Annotated in this window: 3 protein-coding genes; 1 reads left to right on the forward strand and 2 read right to left on the reverse strand. The window is 53.2% G+C overall.

Annotated features, from left to right (window positions below; translation table 11 throughout):
• Window positions 1–832 (reverse strand): tRNA epoxyqueuosine(34) reductase QueG (gene queG, locus EDM54_RS25715; RefSeq protein WP_122959084.1); only part of this gene is annotated, 832 nt, incomplete at its 3' end.
• Window positions 829–1,263 (reverse strand): ribonuclease HI, encoded by a 435-nt coding sequence (gene rnhA, locus EDM54_RS25720; protein ID WP_003392226.1) that lies wholly within the window; start codon window positions 1,261–1,263, stop codon window positions 829–831. The genes queG and rnhA, both read right to left, overlap by 4 nt.
• A 108-nt stretch (window positions 1,264–1,371) precedes the next feature.
• On the opposite strand from rnhA, the gene EDM54_RS25725 reads away from it, so the two are divergent.
• Window positions 1,372–2,034, forward strand: a 663-nt coding sequence (locus EDM54_RS25725) for a B3/B4 domain-containing protein (RefSeq protein WP_122959085.1), incomplete at its 3' end; no start/stop codon positions are given.

The following is a 2,034-nucleotide window of genomic DNA, read 5'->3' on the forward strand; positions in this document are numbered from 1 at the left end:
GCAGCAGCAATGGTTTGGCCAGCTCCGGGTCCGGCTGAAACTCGGGATGATGCTCAAAATGCAGGCCCCGGTTTTTGGGACAAACCGTCTGGCAAGTATCGCAGCCATACAATCGATTGCCGATCTTGCTTCGGTACTGATCGGGAATAAAACCCTTTACCTGTGTCAAAAAGGCTACGCATTTCTGCGAGTCCAGTTGTCCTCCCTGAACAAGCGCCCCGGTCGGGCACGCCTCCACACAAAGATTGCAGTCGCCGCAGCCTTCTTCTACCGGTGTATCCGGTGGCAGCGGAAGATTGGTCAGCATCTCGCCTAGATAAACCCAAGAACCGAATTCAGGGGTAATGAGCGCACAGTTTTTTCCCACCCAGCCGAGGCCGGCTCTTTCGGCGACCGCCCGATCCGAAAGCGCTCCGGTATCGACCATGGACTCAAGCCGGGCATGCGGCTCCAGTTGTCTGATGTAATCAGCAAGCTTGTCCAGCTTCTCCCGGAGGACATGGTGGTAGTCGGTCCCCCAGGCTGCTCGGCACATAATTCCTCGATACGCCCCCGGCTCAGACTTGGGCGGATTCTTCAGCTTGGATGGATAAGCCAGTGCGATCGAGATGATGGAACGAGCCCCTTCCAAACTCAGCGAAGGCTCGGTTCGTTTGTCCAAATCCGGCTCTTCAAAGCCGGATTCATAGCCTTTTTCCCGGTGCTCTACGAGACGCTGCTTCAAGGTAAGAAACGGGTCAGCGCTGGCAAAACCGATCTTGTCTATCCCCATTTCCTTGGCATAGCGGATGATGGCCTGCTTTGTGTCTTCCCAGTATTGGCGCTCGTTCACAGCTTCTTGATCGCTCCTGTTGCCAGCTCATCGCAGCGGTTGTTCCATTCATTGTCTGCATGCCCTTTTACCTTGACGTACTGAACGGTATGAATCTCCATCAGCCGCAGCAATTCCTTCCACAAATCCTGGTTTTCCACTGGCTGGTTCTTGCTGTTCTTCCATCCGTTTCGCAGCCATCCCTTGTACCAGCCTTGCTGAAAGCAATTTACCAAATAAGCGCTATCGCTATATAGAGTGACCTTGCAAGGCTCCTTGAGGACGGACAATGCCTCGATCGCGGCCTTCAGCTCCATCCGGTTGTTGGTCGTTCCCTGCTCGGCACCGGACATCTCCTTTTTATGTTCACCATACATCAACACGGCTCCCCAGCCTCCTGGGCCGGGATTGCCGGAACATGCTCCGTCGGTATATATCGTAACTTCACGCATCGTCAGGGAATCCCTCCTGTCTTCTTCTTATTGTATCGAAGGATAGTCGCGATCACAAAATTTTTTTGCTATACTACCAAAAAATGCTGTACGCAGGGAGTGATCGCCATGAAGGTACGGCTTGCCAAAGAGGTAGCCGGGATTCTTCCTTCGTTTTCGCTGGGAGTTATTCATTATACAGACGTTACCGTAAGCACTTCTCCAAAAATGCTTCAGGGACGGATTAATCTATTTGTGGAGTCGCTGCGTCTGGAGCACGAGCTGTCGCAAATTACGGAAATCGCAGGGGTTCAGCACTGGCGCTCGGCATTTAAACGCCTCGGCATAGATCCGGGCCGCTATCGCCCCTCCTCGGAAGCGCTGCTGCGCAGACTCCTCCAAGGGAATGCCTTCTTTTGGATCAACAGCGCTGTCGACGTAAACAATTTTTTCTCCATTCTGCAAGCCCTGCCTTACGGTATATATGATGAAGCACAGATACAGGGAGACGTCGTCTGCCGCTTGGGACAGGCCACGGATGTTTACCAGGGCTTAAACGGCAGAGAAGTACATATGGAAGGCAAATTGGTTCTGGCCGACGAGCTGGGGGCATTCGGCAGTCCGATCGTTGACTCAAAGCGCACCCCGGTTTCCGAAGAAAGCAAGCAGCTGATGCAGGTCATCTTTTTCCATGAACAGCTTACACTTCCCGAGCGCGAGGAAATCATGGGGACGACAGCCAGAATGTTCACGGAAATCAACGGTGGCCTCGTTTCATCCTCGTACATCGTC

Source organism: Brevibacillus borstelensis (assembly GCF_003710865.1).
GTDB lineage: Bacteria > Bacillota > Bacilli > Brevibacillales > Brevibacillaceae > Brevibacillus > Brevibacillus borstelensis.

What these genes read in the sequence shown, in the direction of transcription:
- rnhA (WP_003392226.1), bottom strand. Translation starts at nt 1,263, where the DNA reads ATGCGTGAAGTTACGATATATACCGACGGAGCATGTTCCGGCAATCCC.